At 58.6% G+C, this 20,755-nt stretch carries 21 protein-coding genes; all 21 read right to left on the bottom strand.

What is annotated here, in order from left to right; all coding sequences use genetic code 11:
- A complete protein-coding gene (locus tag MCB86_RS15310; protein ID WP_045164325.1) occupies positions 1-783 on the bottom strand; it encodes a DeoR family transcriptional regulator in 783 nt (260 codons plus the stop codon).
- Between the two features lie 75 nt (positions 784-858).
- Complete coding sequence (locus MCB86_RS15315; protein ID WP_045164326.1) at positions 859-3,006, bottom strand: methyl-accepting chemotaxis protein; 2,148 nt, start codon at positions 3,004-3,006, stop codon at positions 859-861.
- 112 nt (positions 3,007-3,118) lie between these two features.
- Positions 3,119-4,483: a bifunctional UDP-N-acetylglucosamine diphosphorylase/glucosamine-1-phosphate N-acetyltransferase GlmU gene (gene glmU / locus MCB86_RS15320; RefSeq protein ID WP_045164328.1), complete on the bottom strand. Its 1,365-nt coding sequence runs from the start codon at positions 4,481-4,483 to the stop codon at positions 3,119-3,121.
- Positions 4,484-4,608: 125 nt separating this feature from the next.
- Positions 4,609-5,034 carry a F0F1 ATP synthase subunit epsilon gene (locus MCB86_RS15325; protein WP_045164329.1) on the bottom strand — a complete coding sequence of 142 codons (426 nt, stop codon included), beginning with the start codon at positions 5,032-5,034 and terminating at the stop codon, positions 4,609-4,611.
- 80 nt (positions 5,035-5,114) lie between these two features.
- Positions 5,115-6,491 carry a F0F1 ATP synthase subunit beta gene (gene atpD / locus MCB86_RS15330; RefSeq protein ID WP_045164330.1) on the bottom strand — a complete coding sequence of 459 codons (1,377 nt, stop codon included), beginning with the start codon at positions 6,489-6,491 and terminating at the stop codon, positions 5,115-5,117.
- 27 nt (positions 6,492-6,518) lie between these two features.
- Positions 6,519-7,379, bottom strand: coding sequence for a F0F1 ATP synthase subunit gamma (atpG, locus tag MCB86_RS15335; RefSeq protein WP_045164331.1), 861 nt, complete (start codon positions 7,377-7,379; stop codon positions 6,519-6,521).
- 50 nt (positions 7,380-7,429) lie between these two features.
- Complete coding sequence (gene atpA, locus MCB86_RS15340) at positions 7,430-8,974, bottom strand: F0F1 ATP synthase subunit alpha (protein WP_045164332.1); 1,545 nt, start codon at positions 8,972-8,974, stop codon at positions 7,430-7,432.
- A gap of 21 nt (positions 8,975-8,995) precedes the next feature.
- Positions 8,996-9,532: a F0F1 ATP synthase subunit delta gene (locus tag MCB86_RS15345; protein ID WP_045164333.1), complete on the bottom strand. Its 537-nt coding sequence runs from the start codon at positions 9,530-9,532 to the stop codon at positions 8,996-8,998.
- 15 nt (positions 9,533-9,547) lie between these two features.
- Entirely contained in the window at positions 9,548-10,018 is a 471-nt protein-coding gene (locus MCB86_RS15350; RefSeq protein ID WP_045164334.1) for a F0F1 ATP synthase subunit B, read from the bottom strand.
- A gap of 57 nt (positions 10,019-10,075) precedes the next feature.
- Positions 10,076-10,333 carry a F0F1 ATP synthase subunit C gene (gene atpE, locus MCB86_RS15355; protein WP_002555987.1) on the bottom strand — a complete coding sequence of 86 codons (258 nt, stop codon included), beginning with the start codon at positions 10,331-10,333 and terminating at the stop codon, positions 10,076-10,078.
- Positions 10,334-10,387: 54 nt separating this feature from the next.
- Entirely contained in the window at positions 10,388-11,257 is an 870-nt protein-coding gene (atpB, locus tag MCB86_RS15360) for a F0F1 ATP synthase subunit A (protein WP_045164335.1), read from the bottom strand.
- A 15-nt stretch (positions 11,258-11,272) separates the two neighbouring features.
- A complete protein-coding gene (locus MCB86_RS15365) occupies positions 11,273-11,677 on the bottom strand; it encodes a F0F1 ATP synthase subunit I (RefSeq protein ID WP_268988836.1) in 405 nt (134 codons plus the stop codon).
- 153 nt (positions 11,678-11,830) lie between these two features.
- Complete coding sequence (locus MCB86_RS15370; RefSeq protein WP_239611395.1) at positions 11,831-12,703, bottom strand: ParB/RepB/Spo0J family partition protein; 873 nt, start codon at positions 12,701-12,703, stop codon at positions 11,831-11,833.
- A 10-nt stretch (positions 12,704-12,713) separates the two neighbouring features.
- On the bottom strand, positions 12,714-13,502 hold the full coding sequence (locus MCB86_RS15375; protein WP_045164337.1) for a ParA family protein: 789 nt from the start codon (positions 13,500-13,502) through the stop codon (positions 12,714-12,716).
- A 19-nt stretch (positions 13,503-13,521) separates the two neighbouring features.
- Complete coding sequence (gene rsmG, locus MCB86_RS15380) at positions 13,522-14,169, bottom strand: 16S rRNA (guanine(527)-N(7))-methyltransferase RsmG (protein WP_045164338.1); 648 nt, start codon at positions 14,167-14,169, stop codon at positions 13,522-13,524.
- A complete protein-coding gene (gene mnmG / locus MCB86_RS15385) occupies positions 14,169-16,061 on the bottom strand; it encodes a tRNA uridine-5-carboxymethylaminomethyl(34) synthesis enzyme MnmG (protein ID WP_239611396.1) in 1,893 nt (630 codons plus the stop codon). Before mnmG ends, rsmG begins: the two co-directional genes overlap by 1 nt.
- 585 nt (positions 16,062-16,646) lie before the next feature.
- The gene (mnmE, locus tag MCB86_RS15390) at positions 16,647-18,014 is read right to left on the bottom strand and encodes a tRNA uridine-5-carboxymethylaminomethyl(34) synthesis GTPase MnmE (RefSeq protein WP_239611397.1); all 1,368 of its coding nucleotides are present in this window, start codon (positions 18,012-18,014) and stop codon (positions 16,647-16,649) included.
- 77 nt (positions 18,015-18,091) lie between these two features.
- The gene (yidC, locus tag MCB86_RS15395; protein ID WP_239611398.1) at positions 18,092-19,771 is read right to left on the bottom strand and encodes a membrane protein insertase YidC; all 1,680 of its coding nucleotides are present in this window, start codon (positions 19,769-19,771) and stop codon (positions 18,092-18,094) included.
- Positions 19,772-19,773: 2 nt separating this feature from the next.
- Positions 19,774-20,019 (bottom strand): membrane protein insertion efficiency factor YidD, encoded by a 246-nt coding sequence (yidD, locus tag MCB86_RS15400; protein WP_045164342.1) that lies wholly within the window; start codon positions 20,017-20,019, stop codon positions 19,774-19,776.
- Positions 20,012-20,407 carry a ribonuclease P protein component gene (gene rnpA / locus MCB86_RS15405; RefSeq protein WP_045164343.1) on the bottom strand — a complete coding sequence of 132 codons (396 nt, stop codon included), beginning with the start codon at positions 20,405-20,407 and terminating at the stop codon, positions 20,012-20,014. Before rnpA ends, yidD begins: the two co-directional genes overlap by 8 nt.
- Positions 20,408-20,424: 17 nt before the next feature.
- The gene (gene rpmH, locus MCB86_RS15410) at positions 20,425-20,559 is read right to left on the bottom strand and encodes a 50S ribosomal protein L34 (protein ID WP_019340723.1); all 135 of its coding nucleotides are present in this window, start codon (positions 20,557-20,559) and stop codon (positions 20,425-20,427) included.
- Positions 20,560-20,755 lie beyond the last annotated feature (196 nt).

Genomic DNA, 20,755 nt, shown 5'->3' on the forward strand with positions numbered 1-20,755 from the left:
TCAGGTCTCCTGAGAAGGTTCGATGGCCGCGCAGATCAGCTTGATGCCGCGGGCCTGAATACTGGATCGCGCCTCGGCAGTGAGGCGTTCGTCCGTGATGAGGGTGTGGATGTCGCCCCAGGGCAACTCCAGATTGGGTATGCGCCGGCCGATCTTGTCGGATTCGGCGAGCACTATGACTTCGCGAGCCACCTCCGACATGACCCGCGAAAGGCCGAGCAATTCATTGAAGGTGGTCGTGCCGCGCTGCAGATCGATGCCGTCCGCGCCGATGAACAACTGATCGAAATCGTAGGAGCGCAGTACCTGTTCCGCCACTTGCCCCTGGAACGACTCGGAGTGCGGATCCCAGGTACCGCCGGTCATCAGCAGCGTGGGCTCGTGTTCCAGCTCACGCAGGGCGTTGGCAACGCCCAGCGAATTGGTCATGACCAGCAAGCCGTGCTTGTGACCCAGCGCGGGGATCATTGCCGCGGTGGTGGTGCCGCTGTCGATGATGATGCGAGCATGCTCGCGAATGCAGTTAACGGCCGCTCGGGCAATGGCCTGCTTCCAGGGCGAAACAGGCTGTGTGGTGTCGCCGATCAGTTCCTGCGGCAAGGGCACCGCACCGCCGTAACGACGCAGCAGCAGACCATTCTTCTCGAGCGCCGCGAGGTCCTTGCGGATGGTGACCTCGGACGTTTCGAAACGCTTGGACAGCTCATCGACGCTCACCTCACCCTGATCGCTGAGCAAGGCCAGGATGGCGTGACGTCGTTGCGGGGTGTTGCGTTTCGACATGCTTAAGTTTCGATTCGAAAGAATATTTCTCGAATCAAAACCTACTCCGCCAAATACGTCAACTCCCGTTTGGCATCAGACGCGAAAATAGCCCATCAGGCTCTGTTGATGATTGGCCAACTGATTGAGCGCCTGGCTGACCCGTGCCGATTCGTCGGCCTGCCCGGACAGCGATTCAGTCACGTCGCGGATACCTGCCACGTTGCGGTTGATCTCTTCGGCCACCGCGCTCTGCTCTTCGGCCGCGCTGGCGATTTGCAAATTCATGTCGGAAATCACCGCTACCGCATCACCGATCTTGCGCAGCGCCGCAACCGCATGGCTCACCTGATCGACACTGCCCTGAGCCTGGCTCCGGCTGCTCTGCATCGCCGTCACCACATCTCGAGTGCCATTCTGCAGCCGCTCGATGACCTGGCGAATCTCTTCGATGGATTTCTGAGTACGCTGCGCCAGGCTGCGCACCTCATCGGCCACCACAGCGAAACCGCGCCCGGCTTCACCCGCTCGCGCCGCCTCGATCGCCGCGTTGAGCGCCAGCAGGTTGGTTTGCTCGGCAATAGCGCGGATCACCTCGAGCACCGAGCCAATCTGGTCGCTGCTGGCCGCCAGGCTTTCGACTTGACTCATCGCATGGTTGAGTTCGTCAGCGAGGCTGCCGATGCTGTGCGTGGTGTGATCGATCACGCTCAGCCCCTCGAGGGTGGCCTGATCCGCGTCGCGGGCTGCTTCGGCCGCTTGAGCGGCGTTGCGTGCGACATCCTGGGCGGTGGCGCTCATCTCCTGCGATGCGGTTGCGACCTGATCAACTTCGCGGAACTGCTGCTGCATACCCGCACTGGTCTGGCTGGCAATGGCTGCCGATTGATCGGCACTGCTGCGTGCATCCTGAACCGAGCGCTGCACGTCGGCGATGGTCGGCTGTAACTTGTCGAGGAATCGGTTGAACCAACCAGCCAGGGCGCCCAGTTCATCGTCTCGCGTGTAGGTCAGGCGGCGGGTGAGATCACCTTCGCCACTGGCGATGTCCTTGAGCATTGCTGCGACCCCTTCGATAGGCCGGGTGACTCCTCGAGCGGTCAACCACATCAACGCCAGACCCAACAGGACCGCACCGAGCCCGATGGCCAGGGCGATCGCACTGTCCTGGCGGCTTTGGGCTTGCAGTGTCTGCTCAAGACGCAACGCCGGGCCGAGCAGCACCGACTTCGGTACTTCCAGCAGAATTGCCCAGGGCTTGAGTTCAGCAATCGGTTGTACAGGTTGCAGTACACGAAGCATGTCGTCGTTCTCAAGCATCGCCTTCTGGCCTGCATCGACCGCTCGGGCGATGGCCTCGCTATCAGCGCCAAATGCGGCACTCAACGGCTGACCCAGCAAGCTGGTATCTCGACTGTGTCCGCCGAGAAGCTTGGCCGGGCTGATCACGCTCAGCTGGCCTTCCCCCTGATACAGCTCCTGATGAGCCTGTTGGCTGAGCTGCTGCAGGGAAGCCAGGCTGATATCGACGCCAACAACGCCAATGACCTTTCCATTTTCGATCAACGGAAAGGCGACACTGGTCATCAGCAGTGGCTGACCTTCCACCTCATCGAAATACGGATCGAGCAAGCAGACCCGGGCGCTGTCGCGCGGACAGCTGTACCAGGCGTTGTAAGGGGCACCACTGATGCCCGGCGTAGTATCGGCGAGGAGTTCCTCGCTCATGGTTTCAGCGGTGAGCTGTCCCGGCGTACGTTGCGACCAGTACAACGAGAAGCGGCCGCTGTCGTTACCACCCATCTCCTGGTTACCGATGAACATGCCATCCTTGTCATCCAGCGCATCGGTTTCGAACACCACGTAGAGACCGATCAGATCCGGATTGGCTCGGAGCGCACTCTCGATCTGATGATGCAAGTCCTCCCGAAGTTCGAAGGCGTTCGACATCCGCTCGATGGATTGTTCACGCAGCGACAGCACTTGGCGAACGAAACCCTTGCCATACTGATAGGCATCGTTGAACTGGCGTTCCATACGCAGCGCCTGCGACAGGCCCCGCGCTTGCAAGTTATTGCGCGCCGCCTCTTCGAGCATGGCGCTGCTCGATGCATTGACCAGAGCCACGGCCTGGCGCGATTGATAGAGCGATGCGCCGACCAGCAAGCCGACGATTAGCAGGAGGCAGAGACCAGCCAGCAGGGTGAGCTTCCACTGGATGGACAAGCGAGTGAGGGAGGGCATGACCGCGTCCTATGTTGTTATGCCCCGTTAGATCGGCCAGATATACGATCTCTTGAGTATCGCTATTCAAAAACCTCGGTAGCACACCGAGGTCCTCTGCCATCGCGATAACTTATTTGCGAGTCTTCTGTGGGCGCTCCCAGCCTTGGATCAATGCCTGCCGTGCCCGCCCCAGCGCCAGCGTGCCGGCCGGCACATCGGCCGTGATAACCGAACCGGCGCCAGTGGTAGCACCATCGCCAAGGGTAACCGGAGCGACCAGCGAGCTGTTGGAGCCGATGAAAACGTCCTCGCCCAACACCGTTTGGGACTTGTTGGCGCCATCATAGTTGCAAGTGATGGTGCCGGCCCCGATGTTGGTTCGCGCACCGATTTCCGCGTCGCCCAGGTACGCCAGGTGGCCAGCTTTGGCGCCATCGCCCAAGCGTGAGTTCTTGACCTCGACGAAATTGCCGACGTGCGCCCGGTCGCCCAGCACTGCGCCGGGACGCAAACGTGCAAATGGTCCGCAATCAGCGCCTTCGCCCAGCTCGGCACCGTCCAGATGGCTGTTGGCCTTGACCACCGCGCCACGGCGAAGCGTGCTGTTGCGAATCACGCAATTGGGGCCGATCTCGACGTCATCCTCAATAACTACCTGACCTTCAAGAATCACGTTCACGTCGATCAGCACATCGCGACCGACCGTAACCTCTCCGCGCAGGTCGAAACGGGCCGGGTCACGCAAGGTCACGCCTTGAGCCATCAGACGGCGCGCAGCGCGTTGTTGATAATGCCGCTCGAGCTCGGCCAGCTGCATGCGATCGTTGGCACCCTGCACCTCCATTGCATGCTGCGGCTGCTCGGTCGCAACCACCAGACCATCGGCCACTGCCATGGCGATCACATCGGTCAGGTAGTATTCGCCCTGCGCATTGCTGTTCGAAAGCCTACCCAGCCAATCGCCAAGGCGCTCACCTGGGACGGCCAAAATCCCGGTGTTCCCTTCCGCTATAAGCTTCTGCTCGGCCGAGGCATCTTTGTGCTCGACGATCGCTTGAACCACGCCCTGCTCGTCGCGCAGGATCCGCCCGTAACCGGTCGGATCGTCCAGACTCACCGTTAGCAGCGCCAATTGTTGCGGACCGACCTTTTGCAGAAGTCGCTCCAGCGTCGCGACCTCAATCAATGGCACGTCGCCATACAGAATCAGCACCCGCTCGGCCGTCAGCGCCGGGAGCGCCTGGGCGACTGCATGCCCGGTCCCCAACTGCTCGGCTTGCACCACGAAGCTCAGGTCATCCGCAGCGAGCCGTTCACGAACCTGTTCGGCACCATGGCCGATCACCACATGGATGGCCTTCGGTTTGAGCCCGCGAGCGGTTTCTATCACATGACCGAGCATGGATTGTCCAGCGACCGGGTGAAGTACCTTGGGCAGAGCGGAACGCATACGTGTTCCTTGACCGGCAGCGAGAATGACGATATCGAGAGACATGGCAGATCCTGAGCAAATCATGGGGCGGCTCGTACCGCCTAGACGACGTTTTTTGCCGAGCCTGGACAATAAAAAAGGGTAGCCAAGGCTACCCTTTTAATTACCTGCGATGAAGAAGCCGAGGGTTAGCCGCCGAACTTCTTACGCATCTGCTGAATCGTCCGCAGTTGCGCCGCGGCCTCGGCCAGACGCGCCGCCGCGGAACCGTAATCGAACTCCGCACCCTTCTGGTTGAGGGCTTTTTCGGCTGCCTTGAGCGCTTCCTGAGCAGACGCTTCGTCGAGATCACTGGCACGCTGCACGGTGTCGGCAAGCACCTTGATCATGTTGGGTTGAACTTCCAGATATCCGCCGGAGATGTAGAACACCTCACTTTCGCCACCTTGCTTGGTCAGGCGAATCGGACCCGGCTTCAGATCGGTAATCAACGGCGCGTGGCCCGGAGCAATACCAATGTCGCCGAGGTTGCCATGGGCAATCACCATCTCGACCAGACCGGAAAAGATCTCGCCTTCAGCGCTGACGATATCGCAATGGACTGTCATAGCCATATCTAGCCTCACGTATCAAACGGCGAGGTTGGCTACCGCCAGCCGCGCCGCCTGGTGAGCGCCCGTCGCCGGGCGCAGGATTACAGTTTCTTGGCTTTTTCGATGGCTTCTTCGATGCCACCAACCATGTAGAACGCTTGTTCCGGCAGGTGATCGTAGTCGCCGCTGAGGATGCCTTTGAAGCCTGCGATGGTGTCTTTCAGCGAAACGTACTTTCCTGGGGAGCCCGTGAAAACTTCTGCCACGAAGAACGGCTGCGACAGGAAACGCTGAATCTTACGTGCGCGAGATACCAGCTGCTTGTCGGATTCGGACAGTTCATCCATACCCAGAATGGCGATGATGTCCTTCAGCTCTTTATAGCGCTGCAGAACATACTGAACGCCACGAGCAGTCTCGTAGTGCTCATTGCCAATCACGTTCGGGTCGAGCTGACGCGAAGTCGAGTCAAGTGGATCCACGGCCGGGTAGATACCCAGCGAAGCGATGTCACGCGACAATACGACGGTGGCGTCCAAGTGGGCGAAGGTGGTCGCCGGGCTCGGGTCGGTCAAGTCGTCCGCAGGTACGTATACGGCCTGAATCGAAGTGATCGAGCCACTCTTGGTCGAGGTGATACGTTCCTGCAGAACGCCCATCTCTTCGGCCAGGGTCGGCTGATAACCTACCGCCGACGGCATGCGGCCGAGCAGTGCGGATACCTCGGTACCGGCCAGGGTGTAGCGGTAAATGTTGTCGACGAACAGTAGAACGTCGTTACCTTCGTCACGGAACTTCTCTGCCATGGTCAGGCCGGTCAGGGCTACGCGCAGACGGTTTCCCGGCGGCTCGTTCATCTGGCCATAAACCAGTGCCACTTTGTCCAGAACGTTGGAATCCTTCATCTCGTGGTAGAAGTCGTTACCCTCACGAGTACGCTCACCCACACCGGCGAACACGGAATAACCGCTGTGCTCGATGGCGATGTTACGGATCAGTTCCATCATGTTTACGGTCTTGCCCACACCGGCACCACCGAACAGGCCGACTTTACCGCCCTTGGCGAACGGGCAGATCAGGTCGATAACCTTGATGCCGGTTTCCAGCAGATCGTTGCCGCCCGCTTGTTCGGCGAAGGAAGGCGCAGGGCGGTGAATGCCCCAGCGCTCTTCTTCGCCGATCGGGCCGGCTTCGTCGATCGGGTTGCCCAGCACGTCCATGATCCGGCCCAGGGTCGCTTTACCGACCGGTACAGAGATGGCTGCGCCCGTGTTGTTGACGTCCAGACCGCGCTTGAGACCTTCGGTCGAGCCCATCGCAATGGTACGCACCACGCCGTCACCCAGCTGCTGCTGGACTTCCAGAGTGGTTTCGACGCTTTGTACTTTCAAGGCGTCGTAGATATTCGGGACCTGATCACGTGGGAATTCCACGTCGATCACGGCGCCGATGATTTGAACGATACGTCCGCTACTCATAGCTGGTTCCTCTGAATATTTGAACCGTTAAACCGCGGCAGCGCCGCCGACGATTTCCGAGATCTCTTGGGTGATCGCGGCCTGACGAGCCTTGTTGTAGATCAGCTGGAGATCGCTGATCAAATCACCGGCGTTGTCAGTTGCGTTCTTCATCGCGATCATCCGGGCGGCCTGTTCAGCCGCGCCGTTCTCGACCACCGCCTGGTACACCTGCGACTCCACGTAGCGCACCATCAAACCGTCGAGCAGTTCCTTGGCGTCGGGTTCGTACAGATAGTCCCAGTGATGCTTGAGTTGCTGATCCGGATCGGCCACCAGAGGAACCAACTGCTCCACTGTCGGCTGTTGCGTCATGGTATTGATAAATTTGTTCGAGACCACCGACAGACGATCGATACGACCATCGAGGTAAGCGTCCAACATGACCTTGACGCTACCGATCAAATCATTGATCGACGGCTCCTCGCCCAGGTGGCTGATTGCCGCTACGACATTGCCACCGAAGTTGCGAAAAAACGCAGCGCCCTTGCTGCCAATGACGCAGAGATCAATCTCCACGCCTTGCTCGCGGTTCGCTGCCATATCCTTGACCAGCGCCTTGAACAGGTTGGTGTTCAAGCCACCACACAGCCCCCGGTCACTGCTCACCACGACATAACCGACGCGCTTGATTTCACGCTCGACCATGAAAGGATGGCGATACTCCGGGTTGGCGTTGGCCAGATGACCAATCACCTGGCGGATACGCTCCGCATAAGGACGGCTGGCAGACATGCGCATTTGAGCCTTGCGCATCTTGCTGACAGCTACCTTTTCCATGGCGCTGGTAATCTTTTGCGTGCTTTTGATGCTCGCAATCTTGCTGCGAATCTCTTTTGCGCCTGCCATTTGACACCTATCGGGTTAGCAGGCGGAGGTCTTGCGACCTCCGCTGCGGCTTACCAGGTTTGGGTGGCCTTGAACTTCTCGATACCGGCTTTCAGGGCCGCGTCGATTTCGTCATTGAAGTCACCCTTCACGTTGATCTTCGCCATCAAATCGGCGTGATCGCGGTTGAAGTAAGCAATCAGCGCTTGTTCGAAGCTGCCGATCTTGGCGATTTCGATGTCCTGCAGGAAGCCACGTTCGGCCGAGTACAGGGACAGCGACATGTCGGCGATGGACATAGGCGCATATTGCTTTTGCTTCATCAGCTCAGTAACACGCTGACCATGCTCAAGCTGCTTACGGGTGGCTTCGTCCAGATCAGAGGCGAACTGGGCGAAAGCCGCCAATTCACGGTACTGAGCCAGAGCGGTACGGATACCACCGGATAGCTTCTTGATGATCTTGGTCTGAGCGGCACCACCTACGCGGGAAACCGACACACCGGCGTTCACAGCCGGGCGGATGCCGGAGTTGAACATCGCCGATTCCAAGAAGATCTGACCGTCGGTGATCGAGATCACGTTGGTCGGAACGAACGCGGAAACGTCGCCAGCCTGGGTTTCGATGATCGGCAGAGCGGTCAAGGAACCGGTTTTGCCTTTCACTTCGCCTTTGGTGAACTGCTCGACATACTCTTCGGAAACGCGCGATGCACGCTCCAGCAGACGGCTGTGGAGATAGAACACGTCGCCCGGGTAAGCTTCACGGCCTGGCGGACGGCGCAGCAGCAGGGAAATCTGGCGGTAAGCTACTGCTTGCTTGGACAGATCGTCATAAACGATCAGCGCGTCTTCGCCGCGGTCGCGGAAGTATTCGCCCATGGTGCAGCCAGCGTATGGTGCGATGAACTGCAGCGCAGCAGATTCAGAAGCACTCGCGGCAACGATGATGGTATTGGCCAGAGCACCGTTCTGCTCGAGCTTGCGCACCACGTTGGCAATGGTCGATTGTTTCTGTCCGATGGCGACATACACACAGAAAATACCGCTGTCTTTCTGATTGATGATCGCATCGATCGCCAGAGCAGTCTTACCGATCTGACGGTCGCCAATGATCAGCTCACGCTGACCGCGGCCAACCGGGATCATGGCGTCAACGGCCTTGTAACCGGTTTGCACCGGCTGATCGACCGACTTCCGCCAGATCACGCCCGGCGCAACTTTTTCAACCGCGTCGGTAGCGACATTGTTGAGCGGACCCTTGCCGTCAACCGGGTTGCCCAGCGCGTCGACGACGCGACCGAGCAGCTCAGGACCCACCGGAACTTCGAGGATGCGACCGGTGCACTTGGCGCTCATGCCTTCGGCAAGCGTCTGGTAGGCACCCAGGACCACGGCGCCGACAGAGTCGCGCTCAAGGTTCATGGCCATACCGTAGACGCCGTCCGGGAATTCGATCATCTCGCCATACATGACATCGGCCAGACCATGAATTCGCACGATGCCGTCCGACACGCTGACGACAGTGCCTTCGTTACGGGCTTGGGAGGCGATATCGAGTTTTTCGATACGCCCCTTGATGATTTCACTTATTTCGGAAGGATTGAGTTGCTGCATTGCTCTGCTGCCCCTTCAAACTCAAGATTTCAATGCTTCGGCCAGTTTCGCGATCTTGCCGCGGACTGAGCCATCGATAACCAGGTCGCCGGCGCGGATCAACACGCCACCCAAAAGGGAGGCATCTTCCGCGGCATGCAGGCGCACTTCCCGGCCGAGCCGTGCACTGAGAACCTTGGCGAGTTTGTCTTGCTGTTCGTTGCTCAACGCGAAAGCACTGGTCACATCCACGTCAACCGTTTTTTCCTGCTCGGCCTTGTACAGCTCGAACAGTTCGGAGACTTCCGGCAACAACGGCAAGCGGTCATTGGCGGACAACACGTGAATGAAATTGCGTGCCTGAGCATCAAGCTTTTCACCACACACCTCGACGAAGGTGGTGGCCTTGTCGTCTCTCGTCATACGCGGGGCCTTGAGCACGCGCTGCATGGTGTCGTCTTGCGACACCGCAGCAGCCAGACCAAGCATGGCTGACCATTCGGCCAGTTGCTGATGGACCTGTGCGTACTCGAAGGCAGCCTTGGCGTAAGGTCGGGCCAGCGTGGTCAGTTCTGCCATGATCGCGCCCCTCGCTTAAATTTCGGCTGCCAATTTGGAAACCAGCTCCGCATGCGCGTTCTGATCGATGGATGCGCCCAGGATCTTTTCGGCGCCACTGACCGCCAGGCTACCCAACTGGGCGCGCAAGGCATCCTTGACCGCGTTCAATTCCTGCTCAATCTCGGCCTGAGCCTGGACCTTGAGCCGCTCACCCTCGACACGGGCCTGATCGCGAGCTTCGTCGACGATCTGGTTAGCGCGCTTCTTGGCTTGCTCGATGATTTCAGCCGCTTGCGTCTTGGCTTCGCGCAGTTGCTGGCTCGCTTTATCCTGAGCCAACTCCAGATCACGAGCACCGCGACTGGCAGCTTCCAGACCGTCAGCGATCTTCTTCTGGCGTTCCCGCAGAGCTGTTATGACCGGAGGCCATACGAACTTCATGCAGAACAGCACAAAAATGAAGAACGCAACGGACTGGCCAATCAGGGTTGCATTAATGTTCACGCCAACACCTCGCTCGTTCGTTGTCCGTCAAACCATCCATTCGATAAACCGAATGGATCAGCCTGCCAATTGACCAACGAAGGGGTTCGCGAAAGTGAAGAACAGCGCAATACCTACACCGATCATGGTCACCGCATCGAGCAGGCCGGCGACGATGAACATTTTCACCTGCAGCATCGGCACCATTTCCGGCTGACGCGCTGCGCCTTCCAGGAATTTGCCGCCGAGCAGGCCGAAGCCGATTGCAGTACCCAAGGCACCCAGGCCGATCAGCAGAGCTACAGCGATAGCAGTCAGTCCAACTACAGTTTCCATTTTTCCTCCGACTTTATGTCGTATTGGTTAAGGGTTTAGGTAAAGCGAATCGAATCAGTGATCGTTTTCTTCATGAGCCATCGATAGATAGACGATCGTCAGCATCATGAAGATGAAAGCCTGCAGCACGATGATCAGGATGTGGAACACAGCCCACGCCCACTGCAGAACAATACCCAGCCCACCCAGGATCACGCCGTTAGCGAACATGATGGCAATCAGGATGAAGATCAGTTCGCCAGCATAGAGGTTGCCGAACAGACGCAGCGCCAGCGAAACAGGCTTGGCGATCAGGGTAACGAATTCGAGAAGGAAGTTGATTGGGATGAGCAGGACCTGCACGGCCATGTTCTTGCTGCTGAACGGATGCAGTGTGAGCTCCCCGAAGAAACCGCCCAGACCCTTTACCTTGACGCTGTAAAAGAGCAGCAGAGCGAACACCGAGAGTGCCAGACCGAGCGTCGCGTTCGGGTCGGTGGTGGGGACCACACGGAAGAACAGGTGCTCATTGCCGACGATGTTGGCAGCCAGCATAGGCAGCCAATCTACCGGAATGAGGTCCATGAAGTTCATCAGGAACACCCAGACAAAAATGGTCAGAGCCAACGGAGCGATAAGGGCGTTGCGGCCATGGAAAGTGTCCTTGACGCTGTTATCGACGAACTCGACCATCAACTCGACGAAGTTCTGCGCGCCACCGGGCTGGCCGGATGTAGCCTTTCTAGCAACAGCCCAGAACAGCAGGATAAAAACCAGGCCGAGCACCACGGAAACTCCGAGAGTATCCACGTGAAATGCCCAGAAACCCATTTCCTTGGCTTGCTCCGCGGAATGGGCGAACCCCCATTCCCCAGTCGGCAACCGCCCGTAGGTCAGATTAGACAGGTGGTGCTGTATGTAACCCGAAGCGTTCTCTGCTGCCATGATTGCCTCAATGAATCAATTTGAAATTCTTTTCTTAATCAGCAGAGGAGCAAACCAGCCGACTCCTTGAGTCAGTATGAACACACCGAACAACGAAAGTGGGTTCAGCGGTTTCACCCCTGTGAAGGCCAGCGCGAACAGCACTGACGTGAAGATCAGTTTCCCTGCTTCGCCAGCATAAAATGACCTGACGATAGCTTGAGCAGCCCGAGCACCACTAAAGCGAAAAGCCTTGTGAGCGAAATAAATATTCGGAAGCAAGGCGATCAGACCACCAAGCAATCCAGAGTAACCCGCAACATTGTCGACCCACAGCCACAGCACGACCGCTGAGATGAGCAATAACGACAACTGCGCCATCAGAACCGGAAAAACCGCTAACCGATGGAAGGGTAGGCGTTTCTGCTCGTAGCCGACCAATTATTGTCCCTTGGCTTTCGCCGGCATGTCAGTCAATCACCATGCCTTATGTCTTTGAAAATGCGCGCAGATTATATGTGGCGCTAGGGTCAGGTACAACCGTTTGGTAGTGACTACCAGGCAGTACTACAACCTTATACGCCCGTAATTGTTTCAGCGTATGTGTGCTAACACACCTTGCAATTCATCCAGAGAGTTGTAGCGAATCACCAACTGTCCTTTGCCCTTTTCACCATGCTTGATTTGCACTGGAGAACCCAGACGCTCAGCCAGACGCTGTTCCAGACGGACAATGTCAGGATCATTCCTCGTCTCGGCTTTCGAACCCTCGGAGCTGTTCAGCCATTGCCGCACCAGCGCCTCGGTCTGGCGGACAGTCAAACCACGTGCGACAACATGACGCGCCCCGTCGACCTGCTGCTCCGCCGGCAACCCGAGCAGCGCTCGGGCATGGCCCATTTCCAGATCGCCATGCGACAGGAGCGTCTTGATCTCCTCCGGCAGCGCGATCAGACGCAGCAGGTTGCTGATGGTCACGCGCGACTTGCCCACCGCGTCAGCCACCTGCTGCTGAGTCAACTGGAATTCCTGCTGCAGCCGCTGCAGGGCTACGGCTTCCTCGATCGGGTTAAGGTCCTCACGCTGGATATTCTCGATCAGCGCCATGGCAATCGCCGCTTCATCGGAAACGTCGCGCACCAGTGCCGGGATCTTCTCGAGGCCGGCCTGCTGGCTGGCACGCCAGCGACGTTCGCCAGCAATGATTTCGTAGCGGCCAGAGCCGATCGAACGAACGACAATCGGTTGCATTACGCCCTGACTGCGAATGGAGTGTGCCAGCTCATCGAGGGTCACCGGATCGATATCGCGCCGAGGCTGATATTTGCCCCGCTGAATGATGTCGAGCGGCAATTGTTGTAATTCCCGCTCATCGACCTGAACGGCGCCTTCCTGCATCGCCGTCACATTGGCGCCTCCGAGCAGGGCATCCAGTCCGCGTCCTAGGCCTCGTTTTTTGGTCGCCATGAAAATTTCCTTATGCAGTTGCGCTGCGAGCGGCCCGCCGCTGACGGCGTGACAGCTCGCCGGCCAGTGCCAGATAGGCCAAGGCGCCCTTGGATTGCTTGTCATAGACCAGCGCCGGCATGCCATGGCTGGGGGCTTCGGCCAGCCGTACATTGCGAGGAATGACCGTGTCGTAGAGTTTCTCACCGAAATGCGTCTTGAGCTGCTCGGTGACATCGTTGGTGAGGCTGCTGCGCGGATCGTACATGGTGCGCAACAGGCCTTCGATCTGCAGCGACGGATTCAACGCCTGACCGATGCGCTGAATCGAATTGACCAGATCGGTCAGTCCCTCCAGTGCATAGTATTCGCACTGCATTGGGATGATCACGCCGTCTGCGGCCGTTAGCGCGTTGATCGTCAGCATCGACAGCGAGGGCGGGCAATCGATCAAAATGTAATCGTAGTTCTCGCGTACTGGTGCAAGCGCCTCGCGCAGGCGATGTTCTTTGGTGGGCAATTTGAGGAGCGCGACCTCGGCGGCCGTCAGATCACGGTTGGCCGGCAGCAACTGGTAGCCACCATGCTCGGAAAACTGCATGGCATCGACCAGGCTGCACTCGCCGATGAGCACGTCGTAGATCGAATACTCCAAGCTTAACTTATCCACACCGCTGCCCGTTGTGGCGTTGCCCTGTGGATCAAGATCAATGAGCAGAACACGACGACGAGTCGCTACAAGCGAGGCGGCGAGGTTGATACAGGTAGTTGTCTTGGCGACACCGCCCTTCTGGTTGGCGATGGCAAATACTTTAGCCATGGTCAGCGTCTGTCCGGAGTCATGAAGTGCGGCGCAGTATCAGCAGATGGCGTTGCCCTTGGCAACCGGGAACCTTGAGAACGAGGCAGCGCTCTAGTTGGAAATCCGCCGGTAGCGCCTGTAGCTCGTCATCGGGTTGGACTCCTTTCATGGCGAGCCAGCGAGTTTCGAGATTTCCCAGATGGCGCGTCCAGTCGGCGAAGTCGCTCAGCGAGCTGAATGCCCGAGACGTGATGCCGGCAAAAGGCCGTTCGGGTCGGAACTGCTCGACGCGGCTGTGGACAACTTCGAGATTGGCGAGTTTCAGCTCCAGTTTGACCTGCGTAAGAAAACGGGTCTTCTTGCCGTTCGAGTCGAGTAGCGTAAAGCTGCGCTCGGGAAACAAAATGGCTAGCGGAATGCCAGGCATCCCACCGCCACTGCCCACGTCCAGCCAGCGAGCGCCATCTTGCTCTACATATGGAGCGACGCTAAGGCTATCGAGCAGATGACGCGAGACCATTTCAGCCGGATCGCGCACGGCGGTCAGGTTGTAGGCCTTATTCCACTTGTTCAGCAACGCCAGATAGGCAAGCAGCTGCGCTTGCTGCGAGTCGCTAAGCTCTACGCCGAGTAATTCGGCGCCACGCTGGAGTTCTTCGGCATAGCGTGCGTATTCGTCGTCCATCAAGCGCTTTGCTCCAGCTTGCTTCCGGCGCTGCGTTTTTTCAGATGGATCATCAGAAGCGACACTGCTGCTGGGGTTACACCGGGAATTCGCGACGCCTGGCCGAGCGTTTCCGGTCGAGCAAGGGTGAGCTTGTGCTGGATCTCCTTGGACAGGCCAGAGATGGTCGAATAGTCCAGATCCGCCGATAGCGCAACACTCTCGCTGGCGCGAAGGCGGGCGATTTCTTCCTGCTGACGATCAATGTAGCCGGCGTACTTTGTCTTTATCTCGACCTGCTCAGCAACCTGCGGGTCCTCGACCCCCGCCCCGGTAAGCTGGATCAGGCTGAGATAATCGATTTCGGGTCGTGCGAGCAGATTGAGCAAGTTGTACTCATGGGTCAGCGGCGTTCCAAAACGCTCGGCGATCGCATCGCCCTGCGGCGTTGCCGGACGCACCCAGGTACTTTTCAGTCGCTGCTCTTCCTGCTCGATGCTTTCGCGTTTGCGCTCGAAAGCGGCCCAACGGGCATCATCGACCAAGCCCAATTCACGGCCTTTTTCGGTCAGCCGTAGGTCCGCATTGTCTTCTCGCAGGATCAACCGGTACTCGGCGCGCGAAGTAAACATGCGATAAGGCTCCTGGGTTCCCAGGGTGATCAGGTCGTCGACAAGTACGCCCAGATAGGCCTCGTCGCGGCGCGGGCACCAGCTGTCCTGGCCCTGTGCGCGCAAAGCCGCGTTAGTGCCGGCCAACAGCCCCTGAGCGCCGGCCTCTTCGTAACCGGTGGTGCCGTTGATCTGACCGGCAAAGAACAAGCCACCGATCACCTTGGTTTCCAAGCTGTACTTGAGATCGCGCGGGTCGAAGTAGTCGTACTCGATGGCATAGCCAGGGCGAACGATGTGCGCCTGCTCCATGCCGCGGATGCTCTGGACGACCTGCAGCTGCACGTCGAATGGCAACGATGTGGAGATACCGTTGGGGTAAAGCTCGTGTGTGGTCAGGCCTTCTGGTTCGATGAAGACCTGATGGCTGTCCTTGTCTGCGAAACGATGGATCTTGTCCTCGATCGACGGGCAGTAACGTGGACCGACGCCTTCGATGACGCCGGAATACATCGGCGATCGGTCAAGGTTTGCGGCAATAATTTCGTGGGTTCGCGTGTTGGTATGAGTGATCCAGCAACTGACCTGCTTCGGATGCTGCGCGGCATGCCCCAGGAACGACATAGGTGGGATGGGTATATCGCCTGGTTGCTCTGTCATCACCGAAAAATCGACGCTGCGTCCGTCGATGCGTGGCGGCGTGCCTGTCTTCAGGCGACCAACGCGAAGCGGTAACTCACGAAGACGACGAGCCAGGGCGATCGAGGGCGGATCACCAGCACGACCGCCGGAATAATTCTGCAGACCGATGTGGATAAGTCCACCGAGAAAGGTACCGGTGGTGAGTACCACGGAGTCGGCGAAGAAACGCAGCCCCATCTGTGTCACGACACCCTTGACTTGGTCGGCTTCAACGATCAGATCGTCGGCGGCCTGTTGAAATATCCACAGGTTCGGCTGGTTCTCCAGAACCCCACGGACCGCAGCCTTGTACAGCACGCGATCCGCTTGGGCACGAGTCGCGCGTACGGCTGGGCCTTTGCGGCTGTTGAGCACACGGAACTGAATGCCGCTTTGGTCGGTGGCCGTTGCCATGACACCGCCTAGCGCATCGATTTCCTTGACCAGATGGCTTTTACCGATGCCGCCTATGGCTGGATTACAGCTCATCTGTCCCAGTGTTTCGACGTTATGGGTGAGCAGCAGGGTTTTTACACCGATTCGAGCGGCTGCCAACGCAGCTTCGGTACCGGCATGGCCGCCGCCGATAACGATGACGTCAAAACGGGAAGGGAAATCCACCACGCACCTCGTGCCTGTTCAGTTGAGCCTGGGAAAACGCGCAAGTATAGGGGCTGGAGGGCTGTGAAAGAAGGGCCTTTGCACAAAAAATGACCAACTGCTCAAGGTGTGCCGGGAGCTCAAGCAATATATAAAAAAGAGAGAAATGATTTAAAGCTTATTTCTATGTTTATAAATATGTGCCGAATATCTGTGGATAGATCGCTGTAAACCTTTATTCATAAGGGCTTCAGCGTACCAAAACCTTGTGCTGAAGCTGGGCTGGGACGGTGCAGTACCGGTTTACAGCCTGTGTATTAAATAGCTACTTATGCACAGGCCAGCTCATCACCGGTTTATCCAGAGGGTTATGGACCGACCTTAGGGCCGGTTTTCCACAGGGCTCAAGGGGGCGGTTGATAATAAAAAACGAACGGTTTCGCCGGAATCGAGGCGGCCAGCGGTAGCCTGCGCACGATGAATCGAGGCAGGGACGTCGCAGCCCGGTGTCTTTGAAGGGCACCGGCCGAGCGCCAGTTTCCCTGCGGGAAACGCCTCAGCGCCCGTCCCAGTCATCGGACGGCGATGGCGGCTTCAGGCGATGTGCTATTTGCCGATGCAAAAGCTGGAAAAAATGCGTCCCAGCAAGTCATCTGAGCTGAAGGCACCAGTGATCTCGCCAAGGGTTTGCTGGGCTTGGCGCAGGTCCTCGGCCAGCAGCTCTCCGGCTCCGGCCAGGGTGAGCTGCGCGTGGCCATGGTCCAGATGCGCTGCCGTCTGCCGCAGTGCGTCCAGGTGCCTGCGGCGGGCGCTGAAGCCGCTCTCTGCGGTCTGGTCGTACCCCATGCAGCGCTTGAGATGCTCGCGGAGCATCTCAAGGCCCTCGCCGGACCGTGCCGAAAGGCTCAGCGTGCTATAGCCGTCAGGATCGATCGAGAGGGTGGCGCCCTCCCCCGTCAGGTCAGCCTTGTTGCGAATGAGGGTGGTCTTCGCGCGATCGGGCCTGATGGCCAGGAAATCGGGCCAATCGGAGCTGTCAGGGCCTGCCGAAGCTGCACTGGCATCCATCACCAGCAGTATGCGATCGGCATCCTCGATGGCTTTGATGGCCCGCTCCACGCCGATGCGCTCGACCTGGTCGTCGGTATCGCGCAGGCCGGCCGTATCGATGACATGCAAGGGCATGCCGTCGATATGAATATGCTCGCGCAGCACATCGCGCGTGGTGCCGGCGATGTCAGTGACGATAGCCGCCTCACGGCCCGCCAAGGCGTTGAGCAAGCTGGATTTACCGGCATTGGGGCGACCGGCGATCACCACGTTCATGCCTTCGCGCAGCAGCGCGCCCTGACCCGCCTCGCGGATCACCTCGGCCAGCTCCTGCCTGACGGCTTGCAGCAAGGCCAGCACTCGGCCGTCGGCCAGAAAATCGATCTCCTCTTCAGGGAAATCGATTGCCGCCTCGACGTAGATGCGCAGCTGGATCAGCTTTTCCGTCAGTTGATGAACCCGGCGGGAAAACTCGCCTTGCAGCGAGCGGACAGCGTTGCGCGCCGCCTGAGCGGAACTCGCCTCGATCAGGTCGGCGATCGCCTCGGCCTGGGCCAGATCCAGCTTGTCGTTGAGGAAGGCCCGTTCACTGAATTCACCGGGGCGGGCAAGGCGAACGCCAAGTTCCACGCACCGCTGTAGCAGCATGTCCATCACCACGGGACCGCCATGGCCTTGCAGTTCCAGCACGTCTTCGCCGGTGAACGAATGGGGGCCTGGGAAATACAGCATCACCCCTTCGTCGATGACCTCGCCGTCATCGGCGTGGAAGGGGCCATAGTGCGCATGCCGCGGGACCGGTTCTCGTCCGCTGAGGGTGATGGCGACAGCTTTGGCTCGTGATCCTGAGACGCGCACCACGCCGATGCCGCCTCTTCCCTGAGCGGTAGCGACTGCGGCGATGGTTTCGCGATCTTGGCTCATGTGTCTTCTCTCCCAGGCAGATCGAAAAAAGCAAAACGCCCCAATCAAGGGGCGTTCTGTTCACGTCAACGAAAATCTCAGGTTGCGGCTGCGGTCTGCCCGATGATCTTGCGCGTAATGTACCACTGCTGTGCGATCGACAGGACGTTGTTGACCACCCAGTACAGCACCAGGCCAGCCGGGAACCAGAGGAAGAAGAAGGTGAAAATTACAGGCAAGAGCTTCATCACCTTGGCTTGCATTGGGTCCGGTGGCGTGGGGTTCAGCTGCTGCTGAATAAACATGGTCAAGCCCATGATGATCGGCAGGATGAAAAACGGATCCTTGATGGATAGATCGGTGATCCAGAACATCCACGGCGCCTGACGCATCTCGACGCTTTCCAGCAGCACCCAGTAGAGCGCAAGGAACACCGGCATCTGCACCAGAATCGGCAAGCAACCCCCAAGAGGATTGATCTTCTCCTTCTTGTACAGCTCCATCATCGCTTGGGACATCTTCTGGCGGTCATCGCCAAACTGCTCCTTCAGCGCCTGCATTTTCGGCGATACCGCACGCATGCGGGCCATCGATTTATAGCTGGCCGCCGAGAGCGGGAAGAACGCGAGCTTGATCACGATCGTCAGCACGATGATCGACCAACCCCAGTTGCCGAGCAGCGCGTGGATGTTTTCCAACAGCCAGAAGATTGGCTGGGCGATGAACCAGAGAATGCCGTAGTCAACGGTCAGGCGCAGGCCCGGCGAGAGTTCCTCAAGCTTGTCCTGGCTCTTGGGGCCGGCGTACAGCGTAGCGGACGTTTCACCCTGGCTACCCGGGGCGACGGAGATCGCCGGACCGGTGAAGCCGATGATGTAGTTGCCGCGGCTGTCCTTGCGGGTCTGCACCTGGTTGGTTTGATCGGGTGCCGGGATCCAAGCCGTCACGAAGTAATGCTGCAACCAGGCGATCCAGCCGCCTTCGACGGCCTTTTTCAGGTTCTTGTCGTCCATGTCGCTCATGGAGACCTTGGTGTAGGGCTCATCCTTGGTCCAGAGCGCGGCCCCCAGATAAGTTGCCGTGCCGGTCGCCGTGCTGGAAGACGGATCGCCGCTGTCGTCACGCTTGAGCTGACCGAACATGTGGCCCGTCCAGGCCTTTTCGCTCTGGTTGTCGATCAGATAGCTGACGCGCAGGTCATAGTCGCCGCGATCGAAGGTGAAGCGCTTGGTGTAATCGACGCCGTCTTCGCTGTACTTCAGATCGACGACCAGTTGATCCTGACCTTCGCCCAGTTGGTACTGCTGTTGCTCGCTGCTGTACAGCGGACGTCCGCTGGCCTTGTCCGGCCCGTCACCGATCAAGCCGCTCTGGGCTTCATAGGTCCGCTCCGCGCTACGCTCGAATAACTGGAACGGAACGTCCGGCCGATCCTGGCGACGGGGAAATTCCGGTAAGCGTAGGTCGACGATGTCGCCACCACGCGGATCGATCGCGACATCGAGGACATCGGTACGTACGCGGATCAGCTGGGTGCTGCTGGCCTGGGTTTCAGGCAACGTGCTGGCCGATTGCTCGCCGCCAACGGAAGGAATGTCCTGCTGGGCGTCTTCAGCGCGGGTGGCTGGCGGTGTGTCCGGTAGCTGAGCGAGCGAAGGTTGTTCCTGGCTTGTCTCGGCAGGCAAGGCGGCCTGGCCGTAGTCCTGATTCCACTGAAGGACCATCAGGTAGGCAACGACTGCCAGTGCGACAAGCAGAATCGAGCGTTTGATATCCATGGTTACTCGGTCATCGAAGATGAATTGGAGGTGTGGTTGGAAGGCACGGGATCATAGCCGCCCGGATTCCATGGATGGCAACGGCCAAGCCTGCGCAGGCTCAGCCAGCCACCGCGCAGCAGGCCATGACTTTCGATGGCCTCTTGTGCGTAGCAAGAGCAACTGGGGTAGAAGCGACAATGGCTCGCCATCATGGGACTGATGGCATACCGGTAGACCCGGATCGGAATCAAAGCCAGGTTACGCATGGGCGGGCTTGCCCTGTTCCGGATTGTCGACGTTCTGGGAAGGGGTGCGAGACAACCGCCTCCAGAGCTTGGCGAATTGCCGTGCCAGTTCGGGATTATCCAGATCAGCCAATCCCTTGCGCGAGATAACCACGATGTCCCACCCCGTTAGTTCCGTCTGGTGGAGACGAAAGGTTTCGCGCAGTTGCCGCTTGATGCGATTGCGCTCCACCGCGAGCTTGACGCTTTTCTTGCCGATCACCAGCCCGATACGGGGATGTGGCAATCCATTTTCGCGCACCAGGAGCAGGACATTCCTGCCCGGTAACTTGCCGGAAGGGGAGTCGAAGACTGCCTTGAATTGACGCGGGGTCAGCAATCGCTTTTCCCGAGCGAAGTCTCGACTCACTACCTGTTCCGACGTGTTCAGACTGCCAGGCGCTTACGACCTTTGGCACGACGACGCGACAGGACGGCGCGACCGTTCTTGGTGGCCATACGAGCACGGAAACCGTGAGTGCGAGCGCGCTTGAGGGTGCTGGGTTGGAAAGTGCGTTTCATGATGCGTTACCTGGTGATCCATTGCGGGCCGGAATGGCCCCCTTTTAAGAGACCGGCGATTGTAGAGAAGCTGCGCGGTGAGGTCAATTTCCAACCAGCAAGATAGAGAGAGAATTAAATAAGAAAGAAAAGAAGTTAAAGCTCTTCTTAATGCAATGCTTATAGAAGGTGAGCGGTGAATCTGTGGATAAGGGCT

Origin of the sequence: Pseudomonas sp. KSR10, assembly GCF_022355455.1 — a bacterium.
In the GTDB taxonomy this organism is placed as follows: domain Bacteria; phylum Pseudomonadota; class Gammaproteobacteria; order Pseudomonadales; family Pseudomonadaceae; genus Stutzerimonas; species Stutzerimonas stutzeri_E.

Excerpts from the sequence above, each read along its gene's own strand:
- MCB86_RS15370 (WP_239611395.1), bottom strand. The coding sequence starts at position 12,703 with ATGGCGACCAAAAAACGAGGCCTAGGACGCGGACTGGATGCCCTGCTC.
- atpD (WP_045164330.1), bottom strand. The coding sequence starts at position 6,491 with ATGAGTAGCGGACGTATCGTTCAAATCATCGGCGCCGTGATCGACGTG.
- rpmH (WP_019340723.1), bottom strand. The coding sequence starts at position 20,559 with ATGAAACGCACTTTCCAACCCAGCACCCTCAAGCGCGCTCGCACTCAC.
- MCB86_RS15325 (WP_045164329.1), bottom strand. The coding sequence starts at position 5,034 with ATGGCTATGACAGTCCATTGCGATATCGTCAGCGCTGAAGGCGAGATC.
- MCB86_RS15345 (WP_045164333.1), bottom strand. The coding sequence starts at position 9,532 with ATGGCAGAACTGACCACGCTGGCCCGACCTTACGCCAAGGCTGCCTTC.
- atpA (WP_045164332.1), bottom strand. The coding sequence starts at position 8,974 with ATGCAGCAACTCAATCCTTCCGAAATAAGTGAAATCATCAAGGGGCGT.
- mnmE (WP_239611397.1), bottom strand. The coding sequence starts at position 18,014 with ATGAGCCAAGATCGCGAAACCATCGCCGCAGTCGCTACCGCTCAGGGA.
- rsmG (WP_045164338.1), bottom strand. The coding sequence starts at position 14,169 with ATGGACGACGAATACGCACGCTATGCCGAAGAACTCCAGCGTGGCGCC.
- MCB86_RS15375 (WP_045164337.1), bottom strand. The coding sequence starts at position 13,502 with ATGGCTAAAGTATTTGCCATCGCCAACCAGAAGGGCGGTGTCGCCAAG.
- yidD (WP_045164342.1), bottom strand. The coding sequence starts at position 20,019 with ATGCGTAACCTGGCTTTGATTCCGATCCGGGTCTACCGGTATGCCATC.
- yidC (WP_239611398.1), bottom strand. The coding sequence starts at position 19,771 with ATGGATATCAAACGCTCGATTCTGCTTGTCGCACTGGCAGTCGTTGCC.
- atpE (WP_002555987.1), bottom strand. The coding sequence starts at position 10,333 with ATGGAAACTGTAGTTGGACTGACTGCTATCGCTGTAGCTCTGCTGATC.
- atpB (WP_045164335.1), bottom strand. The coding sequence starts at position 11,257 with ATGGCAGCAGAGAACGCTTCGGGTTACATACAGCACCACCTGTCTAAT.
- MCB86_RS15315 (WP_045164326.1), bottom strand. The coding sequence starts at position 3,006 with ATGCCCTCCCTCACTCGCTTGTCCATCCAGTGGAAGCTCACCCTGCTG.
- MCB86_RS15310 (WP_045164325.1), bottom strand. The coding sequence starts at position 783 with ATGTCGAAACGCAACACCCCGCAACGACGTCACGCCATCCTGGCCTTG.
- glmU (WP_045164328.1), bottom strand. The coding sequence starts at position 4,483 with ATGTCTCTCGATATCGTCATTCTCGCTGCCGGTCAAGGAACACGTATG.
- atpG (WP_045164331.1), bottom strand. The coding sequence starts at position 7,379 with ATGGCAGGCGCAAAAGAGATTCGCAGCAAGATTGCGAGCATCAAAAGC.